Source organism: Sorangium sp. So ce119, assembly GCF_051524405.1.
In the GTDB taxonomy this organism is placed as follows: domain Bacteria; phylum Myxococcota_A; class Polyangia; order Polyangiales; family Polyangiaceae; genus Sorangium; species Sorangium cellulosum_G.
Genome location: NZ_CP150310.1, coordinates 3,628,661 through 3,644,562 on the forward strand (window position 1 = coordinate 3,628,661; position 15,902 = coordinate 3,644,562).

Below are 15,902 nucleotides of genomic sequence, written 5' to 3' on the forward strand. Positions count from 1 at the left end.
TGCACGGTTCGACGGGGGCCGCCGGGCAGGCGGCGTCAGGGGCGGCTATCCGCCGCGCCGCCCGCCCGGACAAGACCGCGCGCTCTCGACTAGCCGCGGCCTGGGCGCGGCGGGGCGCCGGCGCCCTCGGCGAGGGCGATCTCGCGCGCCCGCTCGGAGGCCGCCCGGATCAGCGGGCCGAGCAGCTCCGCGGGGGATCGCTCCTCGCGCCAGCCAGGCGGCTCGCCGAGCTGCGCCAGCAGCGCCGCGTGGGCCGCGGGCGGCGCCAGCGCCACATCGAGCGCCGGCGGCGGCTCGCGCCAGGCGTCGAAGTCGCTCGCCGCCATCTTGCCGAGCGTCACGGTCGCGATCGGCGGCGCTTCCTTGTCGCAGGGGGCGGCCCTGCCAGCGCCCGCTCGTCTGCCGGGCTTGCCGGGCGCCGTGCCGCTCCGCGCGGCGCGGAGCGCCTCGATCACCTGCTCGCGCGTGCGCCCGCGGAGCTCGAACAGCAGGAACGGGTCCTTGTCGAGCGCCTCGCCGAGCACGTAGTGGGTCGCCGCGACGTGCTTGCAGGGGTTCACCCAGTCGGGGCACGAGCACGCCGTGGTGAGGTCCTCGGGCTTCGCCGGGAACAGGCTCGTCCCGGCGCTCCGGAACGCCTCGTCGATGTCCTCCGGCATCCGGCCCGCGAGGAGCTCCGCCGCGAACTTCGCCCGCTTCGCCATGGCGGCGATCGCCTTCGCCCACATGGCGTCGTCGAGCCGCGCGAGGGTGAGGATCACCTTGTACGGCTTCGGCTGCGAGCCGGTCACGCGCGCGACAACGAGGCCCGGCTTCACCGTGAGGTCGTGCGTCCGCCCGGCGCGCGCGTACGTGCGCCCGCGCGCGAGGCGGCCTACCTCGTCCGGCGCCATCCGCTCCAGCGCCTCGACCCAGCGCTTGCCCCACCAGGTCGTGCCGGCCCTCTTCATCCGGATGCCCCGCGCCGGCGGCGGCGGCTTCGGCCCGGCCTCGCGGCGGAACGGCGCCCAGCGCGCCGGCGAGCTCATGTCCGCGCCTCCCCCCGCGCGCGCCGCGCGCCCTGCCGCCGGCTCCCCGCGCGCCGCGCTGCCGGTTCGCGCTCGTCACCTGGGTCGCCCTCCGGCTCGTCGCGATCGTCCAGCTCGCCCGCGATCGCCACGGCGTCCCGCGACAGCGCGAACAGCTCGCGCAGCGCGACGTTGTCGAGCTCGGTGATCCACGCCTCGCCCTGGCCCACCACCTGCGCCGCGAGATCGCGCTTCTGCTCCAGCATCCGGTCGACCTTCTCCTCCACGGTGCCGGCGCACACGAGCTTGTGGACCTGCACCGCGCGCCGCTGCCCGATCCGGTGCGCGCGATCGGTCGCCTGGTCCTCGACCGCGGGGTTCCACCAGCGATCGAAGTGGAACACGTGGCTCGCCGCCGTCAGGTTGAGCCCCGCGCCGCCGGCCTTGACCGAGAGGACGAAGATGCGCGGACCGCGCGGATCCTCCTGGAATCGCCGCACCATCTCGTCGCGCGCGGGCCGCGGCGTGCCGCCGTGGAGGAAGAGGACCTCGGCGTCGAGCGCCGGCGCGAGGTGCCGGACCAGCCGGTCGCCCATCTCGCGGTACTGCGTGAAGACCAGCGCGCGATCGCCGGCCGCGAGCGCCTCTTCGAGCATCTCCGTGAGGCGCGCGAGCTTGCCGGACCGGCCCGCGAGCGGCCCCGCCTCCCCGAGGCACTGCGCGGGGTGGTTGCAGATCTGCTTCAGCATCGTCAGGAGCGCGAGCACGAGCCCGCGCCGGGCCATGCCCTCGGCCTCCTCGATGCGGCGCATCGCCTCGTCGAGCGCCGCCTGGTAGAGCGTCACCTGCTCGCGCGTGAGCGTGCAGTAGACCCTGGCCTCGCTCTTCGGCGGGAGGTCCCCGGCCACGGCCGGGTCGCTCTTCACGCGGCGCAGCAAGAACGGCCCGACGACGCGCCGGAGCCGCTCCGCCACCTCCCGGTTGCCGTACCGCTCGATGGGCACCGCGTAGGCGCGCCGGAACGCCTCGAGCGGGCCGAGCAGGCCGGGGTTCGCGAACTCGAGGATCGACCAGAGCTCGGCGAGGCGGTTCTCGACGGGCGTGCCGGTGAGCGCGAAGCGGTGCGGTGCGCGGAGCGCGCGCGCGGCGGCGGCGGTGCGCGACGCGGCGTTCTTGATGTTCTGCGCCTCGTCCAGCACGACCGCCGCCCAGTCCACCCTGGCGAGCATCGCGGCGTCCCGGCGCAGGAGGCCGTACGTGGTGATGACGAGCGCGCCGTGCGCGGCGCGAGCGCCGTTCGGGCCGCCTGCGCCGCCGTCGTCGTTCGTCGCGCCGTTGTCGTTCGCCGCGCCGTCGCCGTTCGCCGCGCCGTCGCCGTTCGCGCCGCCCGCGCGCGCCGCGAGCTCGTCGGCGGAGCGGGCGCGCCCCTCGCCATGGTGCCGCACGAGGGGCAGGGCAGGGGCGAAGCGCGCCGCCTCGCGCTCCCAGTTGCCCACCACCGACGTCGGCGCGACGAGCAGCGTCGGGCGCGCGTCCCCGGGCGCGGCCGCCCGCCGGCCGACCAGAAAAGCGAGGAGTTGCACGGTCTTACCGAGCCCCATGTCGTCCGCCAGGCAGGCGCCAAGGCCGAGGCCCGCCATCGTCTGGAGCCAGGCGACGCCGCGCGCCTGGTACGGGCGCAGCGTCCCCGCAAACCCCTCCGGCGGCGCGGCAGCGCGCTCCGCGCCGGCGCGCAGTTGCTCGATCGCCCGCGCGAGCGGCCCCTCGGCGACCACGGACACCGCCACGCCGGCGATCTCGGCCTCGCCCGCGAGCGCGACCTCCAGCGCCTGGCGCGTCGGGAGGCGCCCGCCGCCTGCCTCGAGGCGCCGCTGGATCTCGGCGAGCTCTTCGGGGACAACGACGATCCACTGCCCGCGGTGCCGGACGAGCGGCGACTTCTGCCGCGCGAGCGCGGCGAGCTCCCGCGCCGAGAGCGCCTCGTCGCCGAGCGCTGCTTCCCACCGGAAGTCGAGCGCCTCGTCGAGGCCGAGCCCGGCGCTGCCCGCGACGACGCCGGCGGTGCGGCCCGTCGCGCCGACGCGCATGCGGAGGCGCAGGCGGCGCTGCCCCGAGGCCAGGAGCTCGCCCGGCACGATCACGCCGAACCCGGCCTCGCCCAGCGCCGGGGCGGCCTGCGCGAGGAACGCCCACGCCTCGGCGGGATCGAGGGCCACGCGCTCCGGCTTCGCCTCGCCGAGCGCCCGCGCGATCGGCGGGAACAGCCGCGCCGCGGCGCCGAGCGCGCCGAGGAGCGCCTCCTGCGGGTCGGAGAACGCGCGCCCGAGCGCCTTCAGCGTGCGCCCCCTGGCCTTCCACACGTCGGCGGCGGGCACGAGCAGGCTCGGATCGTCGGTCGCCTGCAGCAGGAAGCCGAGCGCGAAGCCCCGGTCGCCCTCCGGCAGCTCCAGCCGGAAGCAGGCGCGCAGCGCGTCGCAGACGCCGAGCGCCGGCCGGACCCAGGCGTCGAGGTCGGCCACGAGCGCCCGCTCGGCGAGCCCCGCCGTGGCGAAGGCGCGCCGCTCACCGGTCAGGGCGAGGACCAGCCGGTGCTCCCAGGGGTCGCGCGTCGGCCGCGGCGGGGTCTTCGGGGGGTTCGTCGCGCTGCCGCGCGCGAGCGCGTCGGCCACGGCGTCCAGGAAGGCGCGCAGCAGGGCCTCGGCGGACCAGACCTCCGGGGCGGCGGCCGCCCGCGGGCGCCCGTCCCTGGCGGCGGCCGGCTCGGCGTGCGCGGCCACCGCGTGCGCGGCGACGGGCATGGCGCGGGCGAGCGCGGCGACGCGCGCGGCGTCCTCCGGGGCGGCGAGCGACACCGCCCAGCGCGCTTCCGCGGCGCCTCCGTCGCCGGGCGTGACGCGGGGCACGACCCGCTCGCGCACCACGAGGTCGAGCGCCAGCTTGCTCGCCAGGCTCCACGCCGCGACGGACGGCGGCGCTCGCCCGAGGTCTTCCTGGGCCATGCTGGCGAGCGCGGCGACACCGTCGAGCAGCGGGGCGGCCTCGCCCGCCGTCCGCTCGACCCGGCCCGCCTCGGACACCACGATCGCCTCCGCCGGGGTGGTCGCGCCGAGCGACCGGGCCGCGAGCCGGTCAGCATCGGTGTCGCCCCAGAAGAACAACCGGACATCGTCGGGCAGGAAGACGAGCGGCATCGGCGCGTCAATTCATTGCACAACCGACGCGGAGGAAAAGGGACTTCGCACGTCGCGAGGTCGAAAAAACAATGGACCGGGCAGGAGCGCACCCGCAGACATCGTCCCAGCGGCCCTGTGACTCTTTGCGAGATGATGTCTCGATTTGCCTGTTTATTTTGGAAACCCTGATGCCCACCCGACCCGGCGCCAGGATCGTAGAAACCGACATCGTTCAAGGGAATGGGTGGTGCGTGGGTTGTTGCTCGATCCGCGATCCGTCGCTGTACTCGCGTGACCAGCGCGGTTCGGTCCGGTCGCTCGTGCCGGAGCGACGCCCTCGGCGTCACGCGCCGACCTGAATCGGCTCACGCCGCGCGGATGTCGCTCTGGAGCCGGGAGAGGTGCTTCGGAAACAGGAGCCACACGGAGAGGCCGCGCGTCTCGAAGGTCTCGTCGGCCACGATGGGCGGGAGCGTGGGGTCGAGCGCGTCGTTGGGCGGAGAGGTGGTTGGGCGGAGAGGAGGATGGAGAGGGAGAGATTCACAGGGAGGCGGGGAGGCGGGGAGGCGGGGAGGCGAGAGCCGGGATCAGTCGTTCGGACCAGCAGCCTCAGCGCCAGCTGCTTCGGGTCGGTCGATGTACTCTCTCTCTCTTCTTCTCGCCTCCCCGCCTCCCCGCCTCCCTGTGCACTCTCTCTTTCTCTGTCTCCCGACCCACAAGCCGCTGCCGCCGGCGGCGCTGCGCGCCGCGGCAGACCGACAGGGAGCCTGTCACGCCCGTGACACGCGGTCAGAACCTCATGTTCATCACGTCGCGCACCTCGTCGAGGGTCGCGCTCGCGAACTTGCGTGCCTCTTCGATGCCCTTGCGCAGCACGCTCCGGATGTAGTCGGGGTTCGCCTCGAGCTCGGCGCGCTTCGCGCGGTGCGGGGCGAGGTAGTCGTTCAGGCTCTCCGCGAGCAGGGCCTTGAGCTTCCCCGCGCCGCCGTCGCCGATCGAGTCGGCGATCTCGCGCTGGTCCCTCCCCGTGGAGAGCGAGAGCAGCGTGAGGAGGTTCGCGACCTCGGGGCGGTTCTGGGGGTCCCAGGTGATCACGCGCTCGGAGTCGGTCTTCGCCTTCTTGATCAGGCCAGCCGTCTCGTCGGCGGTGGCGCTCAGCATGATGGCGTTGTTCCGGCTCTTGCTCATCTTCTGCGAGCCGTCGAGCCCGAGGACGACCGGCGCCTTGCTCAGGAGCGGCTGCGGCTCGGGGAACACGGCCTTCTTCGAGGCGAAGCGCTCGTTGAAGCGGCGCGCGATCGTGCGGATGAGCTCGAGGTGCGGCAGCTGGTCCTTCCCGACCGGCACGACGTTGCCCTTGCAGAACAGGATGTCCGCGGCCTGGTGCACCGGATAGGTGTACATGCCGGCATTGACGCGGCTGAGGCCAGCGGCCTGGATCTCTTCCTTGACGGTCGGGTTGCGGTCGAGCTCGGCGTTCGTGACGAGAGTGAGGAACGGGAGGAGGAGCTGGTTCAGCTCGGGAACGTGGCTGTGCGGGAAGATGAAGGTCTTGCCGTCCTCCGGGTCGATGCCCGCGGCGAGGTAGTCGATCGTCAGCTGCTTGATGCTCTCGGAGATGTTCTCGAAGGTGTCGCGGTCGGTGAGCACCTGGTAATCCGCGATCAGGATGAAGGTGTGGACCCCGAGCCGGTGAAGGCGCACGCGGTTCTGGAGGGAGCCGAAGAGGTGCCCGAGATGGAGCCGCCCGGTGGGCCGGTCGCCGGTCATGACCCGGTACTTCCCGGGATTCGCGATGAGATCGGCCTCGAGCTTGGCGCTCCGCTCGAGCGCGGCCTCGTAAGTTCCTGAGTAGTTCTCGTCCATGCTGGGTCTCCTGTGGCGGCGGCACTCTACGGGAAAACGCCCGCCTTGTCCTGGGCCCGCGCGGGAGCGGGGCGGGCTCCCCGGTTCGGACGACCGGAGCGCGAGCGCGCGCGGCGGCTCGCCGAGGTGGCGTCGCGCCGGGCGGTTTCGTGCTGCGGTGAATGCCCACCGGGCCGAAGGCACCTGAGGGCGGCGGAGGGAAATGACGATGAAACCATCGATGTGGAGGCTCGGGAGCGTGCTCGCCGGCGGGCTCGCGATGCTGCCCACGGGCGTCGCGCGGGCGGACGGCGCGCCGTCGTGGGAGAGCGCGCCGCCCATGATCACCCCGCGGGGCGAGCACACGGCCACGGTGCTCCAGGACGGCCGGGTGCTCGTCGCGGGTGGGTACACGGAGGTGGACGAGGTGGGGCTGTACACCGAAGGGAACACGGCGGTGAGCCTCCGGGAGGTCGAGATCTACGATCCGGCGACCAGGACGTGGTCGCCCGCGGCGCCGCTCTCCCACGGCCGCAGCGGACACGCGGCGATCCTCCTTCCGAGCGGCCAGGTCCTCGTGGCCGGCGGCCGGGGACGAAGCATGTGGTCCTACGCGCCAGAGCTCAGCTCGGCAGAGATCTACGACCCGACGAGCGACACGTGGACGCTCGTGGAGCGGTTGCGCGTGCCCCACCCCTCGCCCTCGATGATGCTCGCCGGCGGCAGGCCGGTGCTGGTCGGCATGGCCTCGTCCGAGATCGAGTTGTTCACCCCCGAGCTGGACGCGGCCGTCTATGACCCGGAGTCGCGCAGGTGGACCGGACTCCCGCGCTGCGACGGCGAATCCAGACTCACCCCCATGACCGCGACGCTGCTCCACGACGGCCGGGTGATGGCGGTCGGGATCCACTGCAGCCTCTATGACCTGGAGACTCGCCTCTGGACCGTGGAGCGCGGGGCCGTGCTGGCGACGGCGGGGTACGCTTACCCTGACGCGACGACGCTCCCGGGCGGCGGTGTCCTGGTCGTGGGAGGTACCCAATACGGGCCGGACCCGGAGGTTCACGCCTTCTCGCAGATCTACCTCCCGCAAGACGACCGCTGGGAGGCGACGCCCGGGCCGTATGCTCCGGCCTCGACGCCGTGCCGGCCGAACAGCTCGAGCATCCGGGGGATGCGCACATCGCTGGTCCCGAGCGGGAGGGTGCTGCTGACCGGCGGTGTGGAGCCCTGCAGCCCGAAGGACTCGTCAGAGTTCATCGTTCCCTTCTACGCGACCATGGCGCTCTTCGATGAGGCGACCCGCGCCTGGTCGAGCCTCGACGTGGAACCGCCGGTCACGATCGCGCGCGCGTACCATTCCTCGACGCTCCTCAGGGACGGCAGCGTGCTCGTCGCCGGCGGGTACGTCGGCGCCTCGACCCCGACGGCGTCCGCCGTGCTCTTCCGCGAGCGATCGCAGCTCGGCGCGAGCTGTGACGCGGACAGCGATTGCGGGAGCGGCTTCTGCGCGGATTCGGTCTGCTGCGACGCGCGCTGCGCCGGCCCCTGCGACGCCTGCGCGGCCGCCTCGGGCGCGCCGCAGGACGGCGTCTGCGCGCCGCTCACGGGCGTCGCCTGCGACGACGCGGACGCTTGCATCGCGGGGGGCGTCTGCGAGGCAGGGGCGTGCGTCGGCGGCGCTGCCGCGCCGGATGGGACGCCGTGCAGCGGCGGCGACGCGTGCTCGACGGCGAGCGCTTGTGTGGGGGGCGCCTGCGTGGGGTCGAGCCTCGCGACGTGCGTGCCCGCCGACGAGTGCCACGAGGCGCCGGTGTGCGACCCCGCCGCCGGGTGCGCGGCGCCCGCGCCCGCGACGCCCGACGGCACGCCTTGCGATTTTCCCGGCACCGAGGAGGGGTGGCGAGAGACGGGTCGGATGGGCGTCTTCGTTACCAGCAATCCCGGCGCCACCAATGTGCCCACGGTGCTCCCGGACGGGACGGTCCTTGTGATCGACCAGGGCGTGCTCGACAGGCGGACCGGGAGTGAGACGGTCTGGGTCCGCTACGATCCGAGCACGGGCGCCTGGCAGCCGGCCAGAGCGGTCGGTGGCTTGCGCTATGCGATGACACCCACGCTGCTCCAGGACGGGACGGTCCTTCTGATCGGCCAGGGCTCGCTCTGGGCCCCCTCGCCGACGAAGCGATTCGACCCGGCGACGGGCGTGTGGACGCCGGCCGCGACCACCGTCGCGGCGCGCTTCGTGAGCACCGCCACGCGGCTCCTGGACGGCCGGGTCCTCGTCGCCGGCGGCGACCAGCCGGGCGGTGACGGCGGCATCCACGTCGAGGTCTACGATCCGGTCGCTGACACGTGGGCCCCGAGAGCGCCCTTGAACGTGCCGCGGGGGCGCCACACGGCGACGTTGTTGCCGGACGGCCGGGTCCTCGTCGCGGGGGGCGAGCATCGAAGGTCCCTGCTGGCGAGCGCCGAGGTGTACAGCCCGGCGACCGACACGTGGACCCCCGTCGCCCCGATGGGCTGGGGTCGCTCGGAGCACACGGCGACGCTGCTCCAGGACGGCCGGGTGCTCGTCGTCGGAAGCACCGGCGATGAGAGCGGCAAGACGGCCGAGATCTACGATCCGGCGAGCGACACGTGGACCTCGGCGGGGGAGATGGCGACGGCACGGAAGTCCCATGGAGCGGCGCTCCTCTCCGACGGCAGGCTCCTGGTGGTTGGCGACTCGCAAGACTCGGACGACGGCGCGGTCGCCGCCGAGATCTATGATCCGGCGAGCGGCACCTGGGCGCTCGGGCCGGCCCTGGACGAGATGATCAACAATCACGCGACGGCGCGGCTCGACGACGGCCGTGTCCTGATCGCCGGCGGCCGCGCCGGTAGGTCGAAGTACAACGTGACCGTGGGGTATCAGTCGATCGACAATGCGTGGCTCTATGTCCCCGCGCAGGCCGCGTCGCGCGGGGCGTGCCAGGCGGGCGCCTGCGTGCCGGGCGAGGGCGGGGGCAGTGGCGGCGCAGGCGGCGAGGGCGGCGCGGGTGGCGAAGGCGGCACCGGGGGACACGCCAGCGGCGAAGGCGGCACCGGGGGACACGCCAGCGGCGAAGGCGGCACCGGGGGACACGCCAGCGGCGAAGGCGGCACCGGGGGACACGCCAGCGGCGAAGGCGGCGAGGACTCCACCGGCGGCGGCGCGGCGGGGCACGCCGGCGGCGCCGGCGGCGACGGCGGCGCAGGCGGCGCCGCCACCGGCAGCGGCGGCGATGCCAGCGGTGGTGGTGGCGGAATCACGAGCGGCGGCCATGGCGGCGGGCCCAGCAGCGGCGGCGGCACCGCCTCCAGCAGCGACGTCGGGGCCGGCGGCGGTGCCGCCGGTGGCCAAGGCGGCGATACCAGCCATGAGGGGGGCGGCCCCTCCACCACGACCGTCACGACCGGCGCAGGCAGCGACGCCTCGGCGAGCACGGGCGCCAGCACGACCGGCGCGCAGAGCAGCGGCGGCGATCCGCCGACCGCAGGAGGGGGCGGCGGCTGCCGCATGACGCCGGGCAGCCAGCCGGCGATGGCCTGGCTGCTCGCCCTCGGGGCGCTCGCCTCCACGCGGCTGCGCCGGCGCTCCGCGAGAGTCCGGCGCTCCACGTGAGCAGAGCCGCCGCGCTCCTGCTCCAGCGCCTCGCCGGGGTCGCTCGTCACGCCGATGCGGCCCCGCGCACCTCGTCGCTCGCGTGGGCGCGGAATCCCAGGCTCGCTACCAGAGCGTCGCGGTCGCCAGCGCGAAGAAGATCACGTAGGCGATGTTGAACCCCGCGCCCTCGGTGTACTCCCGCGCGCGCGCCGGCAGGGCGCGCTTCGCGGCGAGCCAGACCAGGGTGGCGGCGACCGGGTTGACCGCGGCCATCCAGGTGGGGAAGGCGGTGCGCCCGCTCGCCACCACGGCCGAGAACCAGAGCGAGGCGACGAGCGTGCAGAGGAAGATGACGGCATACCCGAGCTGCATGACGCCGTGCTGGCGCTCCAGGACGGCGAAGAGCCCGTCCCTGGCAGCGCCGCCGGCGCGGAGCGCCTGCGCTGTCTCGCCCAGGTAGATGAACGATCCGTGGACGAACGGGCCGACAGCGATCGCGTACGCGAAGAGCAGCGCCGGCGGCAGCGCCCACGCCACGCCCGCCGGGCGGAGCCCCTGGTAGATCGCATAGACGCCGGCGAGCACCAGCGGCGCGGCGAACACGCCGAGGAGCCCACCCCAGAGGAGCCGCCTCGGCGGGAGGATGGACAGGTTGGCCAGGAGCGCCGCGCGCCGCCGCAGCTCGGGTCGCGCCACCGTGTCGATCGGCAGGGGGACGCCGCGGGTCGGGCCTACCCTCGGCGCGAGCAGGAACACATCGCCGACCGCGTAGATCAACGATCCGAGGGCCGCGGACAGGCCGCTGATACGAACGAACGGGAGGACGTCACTATCCATCGTGGGTCTCGCCTGCAGGGGCGCCCCGCCGAGGCTGCAAGCATGCGTAGGGAAGGGGAAGACGATCGCACCAGTGTAGAGCGCCGATCGGATTGAAACACCCAGGGATGAAGAGATTTGAACCACAGAGGCACAGAGGACACAGAGGAACAACAAAAAAACTCTGCGCCCTCTGCGCCCTCTGTGCCCTCTGTGCCCTCTGTGGTTCGTTTTCTCAGGGCTGCCTCATCGTCGGTGTCCTGGAACAGCCTGGCGCGGAGTGTGGCACGCCGGCGCGACGCGGCAGCTTCTGTGCAGGTGTGATTTTAGCGTCTCATCGGAAATCTTCGCCCGCTGCGCCGGGATCGAGATCCTCGTGTGCAAGGTTGGTTCGGGTCTGGCCGGCCCGGGGCGGAGCGTCTGCTCCCGATGTCGCCTGATCGAGGGGGGTGTTAGGCTCGCCGGCGTCGAGCGAGCGCGGCGCGGTGCCGTGCCGGGAGGTCATTCGATGTCATCCGTCAGGGGATTCACCCTCGATCTGTCGCGAATCGAAACCGTTGGACAGGGGCTCGTCCGGCCCGAGTGCGTGATCGCCGAGCCCGACGGTACGCTCTGGACCTCGGACGCCCGCGGCATCGCGACGCGCATCGATCCCGACGGACGGCAGGCGACGCTCGGCCCCGACGTGGGCGAGCCGAACGGCATCGCGATGGATCGGCAGGGCAACCTCATCGTCGCCGCCCTGTCCGGCGGCAAGGTCCACAGGCTCCACCGCGACGGCCGGTCCGAGGTCCTCCTCGACTCCATCGACGGCAAGCCGCTCGGCGCCGTGAACTTCTGCTTCGTCGATTCGCGGGATCGCCTCTGGATCTCCGTCTTGACACGGCAGCTCCCGTGGTGGAACGCGGTCGTGGGCAACATCCGCGACGGGTACATCGTGCTCGTCGACGAGAAGGGCCCCCGCATCGTCGCCGACAACCTCAGCCTGACGAACGAGGTGCGCCTCGACGCCGACGAGCGGTTCCTCTACGCGGTCGAGACCGTCCCCGGCCGCCTCATCCGCTTCCCCGTTCGCGACGACGGCAGCCTGGGCGAGCGCGAGCAGTTCGGGCCGGACAGCCTCGGTATCGGCGGGCTCATGGATGGATTCGCCTTCGACGCCGAGGGCAACATCTGGGTGGTCGCCGTCTGCCGCAACGGGCTCGCGGTGGTCTTCCCCGACGGCAGCTACCAGACAGTCTTCGAGGACCCGCGCCCCGCGACCCTCGAGGAGCTGACCGTGAAGCTCAGGAGCGGGACCATCGAGCCGAGCGATCTCGGCGCCTGCGCGGGGAACACCCTGCAGCTCCCCACGAGCATCGCGTTCGGCGGCCCCGATCTCCGCACCTGCTACATGGGGTCTCTGGCGATGTCGCGGCTCATCTCGTTCCGCGCGCCCGTCGCGGGGCTCCCGCTCGCGCACAGGAGGTGATCGCGCCATGCCCCGCGTCCACCTCGTCACCACCGGCGGCACCATCGCGAGCCGCGTCGACCCGCAGACCGGGGCCGCCGTGCCCGCCGTCCGCGCGGAGGAGCTCGTCGCCGACGTCCCCGCGCTCGGCCGCGTGGCCGACCTCGCGGTCACCGAGTTCTGCCTGGAGAGCAGCTGGAACCTCGGCCCGGACCGGATCGCGGCGCTCGCGCGCGTCGTCCGCGGGCTGACCGCCGATCCCGCGGTGAGCGGCGTCGTCGTCACCCACGGCACGGACACCCTGGAGGAGACCGCGTTCGCGCTGGACCTGCTGCTCGACGGGGAGACCCCGGTGGTGCTCACCGGCGCGATGCGGGACGCGAGCACGGCGGGCACCGACGGCCCGCGCAACCTCGTGTCCGCGGCGCGGAGCGCGGTCGAGCCCGCGGCGCGCGGGCTCGGCGTGCTCGTCGCGCTGAACGACGAGATCCACGCCGCGCGGTGCGTGATGAAGACCCACACGACCGCGATGAACACGTTCGCCTCGCCGGGCGCGGGGCCGGTCGGCTCGGTCGACGGCGAGGGCGTGCGCATCCACGCGCGCCCCGCGAGGACGCCGACCTTGCCGCTCGTCGACCCCGAGCCGCGCGTCTACCTCGTCAAGATGGCGTCCGGCATGGACGATCTGCTGCTCCGCGCGCTCCTCGACGCGAGGGCGCGCGGGGTGGTGATCGAGGGCTCGGGCGCGGGGAACGTCTGCGGGAGCTGGGAAGACGCGATTCGCGATCTCGTGAAGGCGGACACCCCTGTCGTGCTGAGCTCGCGCTGCCCCGGCGGCCGGGTCACGCCGACGTACGGCGCGCCCGGCGGCGGGCGGCGGCTCCGGGACCTCGGGGTGATCCCCGCGGGCGCGCTGTCGGGCCCGAAGGCGCGGCTCGCGCTGATGTTCGCGCTGGGCGCCGGGCTCGACGCCGCGGGCCTACGCGCGTATCTCGAGCGGCTTGGCGGGTGACCCGTCGCCCCTCGGCTGCGGGGCGCGCCGCTCGTCGACGGCGCCCTGCCGCTTCAGCTTCTCCTCGACGCGCGTGCCCTTGAAGAAGCTCGCGTTGGCCTCCGTGTAGAGCTTGTACGGGTTCTCGAACACGTAGGCCTTGAAGTCCTCGGCGCTGATCACGCCCTCCTCCACGAGGTGCCAGCTCTCCGCCAGCGCCTCGGTGAGATCGGGGACGTCCCAGTGGCCGACGTCCGAGGAGTAGATGGCGTTGATCTTCGCGCCGAGGGGGTTCGCCCTGGCGTTGAAGGCGGAGGCGATCGTGCGGTCGTCCGACTCGGACCCGAAGAAGAAGTTGTTCACCCAGCGATCGCGGATGTCCTCGATCTTCTCGATACCGGCCGCCGCGAAATCGTTGCGGTGCTCCGGCCCAGGCTGGCGCGCGTCGCTCGTGTACCCGGCGCCCAGCGTGTCCGCGATGAGCTGCTCGCCCTCGATCGAGCGGCCCTTCACGAGATCCCCGCCGTACCGCCGGAACAGCTCGCTCAGGAGCGCGCGGTCGGTCGCGGCCGGGTCATAGTGCTTGAGGCCCTCCGGGCCGCGCTTCTGGAACCGATCCACGAGGTGGATGTAGACCCGCGCGCCCCAGTCCGCGCCGCCCTCGAGCATGCCGATGCGCAGCCCCGGGAAGCGGCGCGTGACGCCCCCGAAGAACAGCGCCTTGGCGAACGCCTCCGAGCCGTCGGCGAAATGGCCGATGTGGTTGTTCATGTAGTTGCTGATCGACGAGCGCCCCGTCCAGCCCTGGCTCCCGTAATGGGTGAGGACAGGCACGCCGAGCTCGACCACCTTCGCCCAGAAAGGATCGTAGTCGTGCTCGCTGTCGATGCCGTAGAAATCGATGTACGTCGCGTACTTGGCGATCTCCGGGTGCTGGTCCGCAGGGTACTTCTCCGCGATCGCCTTGATGGGGCGGCGCACGCCGCCGGCGATGTTGATCGCCTTCAGGCCCAGCTTCTTGACGGCGAACTCCAGCTCCTCGATGCCCTCCTGCGGCGTGTTCAGCGGGATGCCGGCGACCGGGGTGAGGCGGTCGCTGTACTTGCGGAACAGGTCCGCGTGGTAGTGGTTGATCGCGCGCTGGAGCGCCTGCCGCTGGCCCGGATCCTTCACCGCCAGCGGCGCGAGGGTGTTGTTCGGGAACAGCACCGAGTAATCGGACCCCTGCTCCTCCAGGCGCTCGGCGAGCAGCGAGGGGAGGTGGTACGTGGCCACGTCCAGCGTGTTGCGCGTCACCCGCGCCCACCACGGCGACCTGACCGTGCGGTAGTGCTGCCGCTCCTCCGGCGTCTGCGCGTACCAGTCCTTGCCGCTGCTGTTCTCGGCGTTGCGGCGGCGGGAGCTCAGCGCCTTGCGCAGATCGTCGACGAGCTTGGCGCCGCCGTACGTCGCGACGAAGTCCTCGAGGGCCGGCGTGTAATCGTTGGTGTGGATGTCCGTGTCGATGACGGGATAGTCGAGCTTTTCCTTGACCGCCACGGAGGGCGAGGCCTTGAGACGAGCGATACGGTCGGTCATTGAAGACTCCGGAAAGGGCAGGGGGCGCGCCGAGGTCGCCGTTGTAAGGTCGATTCGTCGTACTGGCGCGCCGCACCTTGCAACGCGCGTGCCCCGCCGCCGCCGCCGCCGCCGACTCCCTCTCCGACTCTGGATTTCAGCGCCCCTCCGGCGCTCCTGCCCCGCGCCCTGCCCGGATTCGCGCGTCGCCCGCCGCCGCGCGGTGCTCGGATCCGAGCAGCTCCTCAGCGCCGCTGCTGCCTCAGCAGCAGTCGTTCGCGCCCGCGACGGGCGGCGACCGCGCCGCGTCTCCGCCGCTTCCGCCGCTCGACCGAGTCGGATCGCGTCACTGCGCGACGCAGTTCTCCACCATCGATTCCCAGACTGCATCTCCGGTGGCGATGCTGCCGGCTGCGGTGGGATGGATTCCATCTTGCGTGTAGTCGTTGTGTCCGTTCCAGACCGGACGAAGGTCGAGCCAGTAGCACTTCGGCGCCGTGAGCCCGTCGCACAGCTCCTTCATCTTCGGCCGGAGCGTGTCGAGGCAGGACTTGAGCGACGCGAACTGGTTTCCGATGGGGTCTGGATAGAAGAAATAGAGCACCTTCTCGACGTTGTCCTCCGCCATGGTCTCGAACAGGGACTCCGCCGCCGCGAGGGCGCCGTCTCCGTCCCCTCTCAACAAGCAGTCGTTCCCGCCCCCATCCATCAGCACGTACTTGATCATGCCGTTCTCCGCGGCCTTGCGGTACTGGCTGGGGATTTGATCGTTGGCCAACGTCGTGCCGCTGACCGAGTTGTCGATGTAGCGCTCGCCCTCGGCGAGGGAGCCGTTCGCCTTGGCCTGCTTCTCGATCTGCTGCGTGATGCCGTGCGTCGCGGCGATGAACGATTCGCCGATGACCGCGACCTGATTTCCCCTGGTCTGGCCCTTGACGCACGCGTCCGCGCCCCCGGTCGTGACGCTCGTCTCTCCACCGCTGGCCGAGCTGCTGGCCTCCGCGGTGCTTGCGCCACCGCTGCCCGAGCTGCTCACGGCGGGTGAGCCTCCGGCTCCGCCAGGGTCCATACCGCCCGTGCCGACCGTGACCGTGGACCCCGGGCCGGTGGTGGCCCCGTCCGTGGTGCCTCCGCTGGTCGAGGTCGTATCACCGTCACTGGCCTCACCACAGGCGTAGATGCCGATGCTCAGGAGACCGAGAACGCTCAGATTCGTGGCGACGTAGCGGCGCATTGATCGCATTTCATTTCTCCAGGTTCCGCTTGGTGTCGAGGTTTCAAGGCGCGAGAAAACCTCAGTCGCCCTGTGTCAACGACGTATCCATGCATCGAAGGGACGGCGTTCACTCCACAGCTTGGCGGGGGGATGCCAAGCGAGGTGACTGCCACGACTTCGTACCCGAGCCACCCGGAGCGAGGTATAGGTATACTCGCC

At 72.4% G+C, this 15,902-nt stretch carries 9 protein-coding genes; 3 read left to right on the top strand and 6 right to left on the bottom strand.

Annotated features, from left to right (window positions below):
- Positions 1-89 precede the first annotated feature (89 nt).
- The 3 genes from WME76_RS13565 to trpS form a co-directional block, all read right to left on the bottom strand.
- Positions 90-1,028, bottom strand: coding sequence for an SWIM zinc finger family protein (locus WME76_RS13565; protein WP_437960548.1), 939 nt, complete (start codon positions 1,026-1,028; stop codon positions 90-92).
- The gene (locus WME76_RS13570) at positions 1,025-4,198 is read right to left on the bottom strand and encodes a DEAD/DEAH box helicase (RefSeq protein WP_437960549.1); all 3,174 of its coding nucleotides are present in this window, start codon (positions 4,196-4,198) and stop codon (positions 1,025-1,027) included. Before WME76_RS13570 ends, WME76_RS13565 begins: the two co-directional genes overlap by 4 nt.
- Positions 4,199-4,969: 771 nt before the next feature.
- A complete protein-coding gene (gene trpS, locus WME76_RS13575) occupies positions 4,970-6,046 on the bottom strand; it encodes a tryptophan--tRNA ligase (protein WP_437960550.1) in 1,077 nt (358 codons plus the stop codon).
- A 208-nt stretch (positions 6,047-6,254) separates the two neighbouring features.
- Between trpS and WME76_RS13580 the strand changes: the two genes are divergently transcribed.
- Entirely contained in the window at positions 6,255-9,671 is a 3,417-nt protein-coding gene (locus tag WME76_RS13580) for a Kelch repeat-containing protein (RefSeq protein ID WP_437960551.1), read from the top strand.
- Between the two features lie 105 nt (positions 9,672-9,776).
- On the opposite strand, the gene WME76_RS13585 is transcribed toward WME76_RS13580, so the two are convergent.
- On the bottom strand, positions 9,777-10,490 hold the full coding sequence (locus WME76_RS13585) for a DUF6796 family protein (protein ID WP_437960552.1): 714 nt from the start codon (positions 10,488-10,490) through the stop codon (positions 9,777-9,779).
- Positions 10,491-10,977: 487 nt separating this feature from the next.
- On the opposite strand from WME76_RS13585, the gene WME76_RS13590 reads away from it, so the two are divergent.
- On the top strand, positions 10,978-11,940 hold the full coding sequence (locus tag WME76_RS13590; protein WP_437960553.1) for an SMP-30/gluconolactonase/LRE family protein: 963 nt from the start codon (positions 10,978-10,980) through the stop codon (positions 11,938-11,940).
- A 7-nt stretch (positions 11,941-11,947) separates the two neighbouring features.
- Complete coding sequence (locus WME76_RS13595) at positions 11,948-12,931, top strand: asparaginase (RefSeq protein WP_437960554.1); 984 nt, start codon at positions 11,948-11,950, stop codon at positions 12,929-12,931.
- Here WME76_RS13595 and WME76_RS13600 read toward each other — a convergent pair.
- Together WME76_RS13600 and WME76_RS13605 are read right to left on the bottom strand one after the other, a co-directional pair.
- Positions 12,899-14,488: an amidohydrolase family protein gene (locus WME76_RS13600; RefSeq protein WP_437960555.1), complete on the bottom strand. Its 1,590-nt coding sequence runs from the start codon at positions 14,486-14,488 to the stop codon at positions 12,899-12,901. The genes WME76_RS13595 and WME76_RS13600 overlap by 33 nt on opposite strands.
- Positions 14,489-14,813: 325 nt before the next feature.
- Positions 14,814-15,503, bottom strand: a complete 690-nt coding sequence (locus WME76_RS13605; RefSeq protein ID WP_437960556.1) for an SGNH/GDSL hydrolase family protein — start codon at positions 15,501-15,503, stop codon at positions 14,814-14,816.
- Positions 15,504-15,902: the final 399 nt, after the last annotated feature.

Coding starts and splice junctions, on each gene's coding strand:
- WME76_RS13595 (WP_437960554.1), top strand. CDS start 11,948: ATGCCCCGCGTCCACCTCGTCACCACCGGCGGCACCATCGCGAGCCGC.
- WME76_RS13585 (WP_437960552.1), bottom strand. CDS start 10,490: ATGGATAGTGACGTCCTCCCGTTCGTTCGTATCAGCGGCCTGTCCGCG.
- WME76_RS13590 (WP_437960553.1), top strand. CDS start 10,978: ATGTCATCCGTCAGGGGATTCACCCTCGATCTGTCGCGAATCGAAACC.
- WME76_RS13600 (WP_437960555.1), bottom strand. CDS start 14,488: ATGACCGACCGTATCGCTCGTCTCAAGGCCTCGCCCTCCGTGGCGGTC.
- trpS (WP_437960550.1), bottom strand. CDS start 6,046: ATGGACGAGAACTACTCAGGAACTTACGAGGCCGCGCTCGAGCGGAGC.
- WME76_RS13570 (WP_437960549.1), bottom strand. CDS start 4,198: ATGCCGCTCGTCTTCCTGCCCGACGATGTCCGGTTGTTCTTCTGGGGC.
- WME76_RS13565 (WP_437960548.1), bottom strand. CDS start 1,028: ATGAGCTCGCCGGCGCGCTGGGCGCCGTTCCGCCGCGAGGCCGGGCCG.
- WME76_RS13580 (WP_437960551.1), top strand. CDS start 6,255: ATGAAACCATCGATGTGGAGGCTCGGGAGCGTGCTCGCCGGCGGGCTC.